The organism is Arthrobacter sp. Dra40 (genome assembly GCF_059091905.1).
This window is the reverse complement of the sequence record NZ_JBNHHB010000608.1, coordinates 1-250: the sequence shown is the minus strand read 5'-3', so window position 1 is coordinate 250 and position 250 is coordinate 1. Positions and strand designations below refer to the sequence as shown.

1 protein-coding gene is annotated in these 250 nt (G+C 66.4%); it reads left to right on the top strand.

Features of this window, described 5'->3' with window-relative positions; all coding sequences use genetic code 11:
• Positions 1 to 250 (top strand): hypothetical protein (locus AC5RWT_RS38220; protein ID WP_494084735.1); only part of this gene is annotated, 250 nt, incomplete at both ends.

The window sequence follows — 250 nt, the reverse complement described above, 5'->3', positions numbered from 1 at the left end:
GGCCACAAAACCAAACACCACGGCGGCGGAACCGTCAGCCAGCACCCCGACGGGACCCTGCACTTCACCACCCGCTCCGGCCACACCCACACCACCACCCCCGACGAAGGCTGGGCCCTCACCTACCCAACAGCGACGAACCCGGGCACCCACCACGGGAACGGACAAGCGGTCGAGGATGAGAGCGGACAAGAAGCCGCCACAAACGGACAAGCAGCCGGTCAAGAGAACCAACACGAACAGGGCCCCC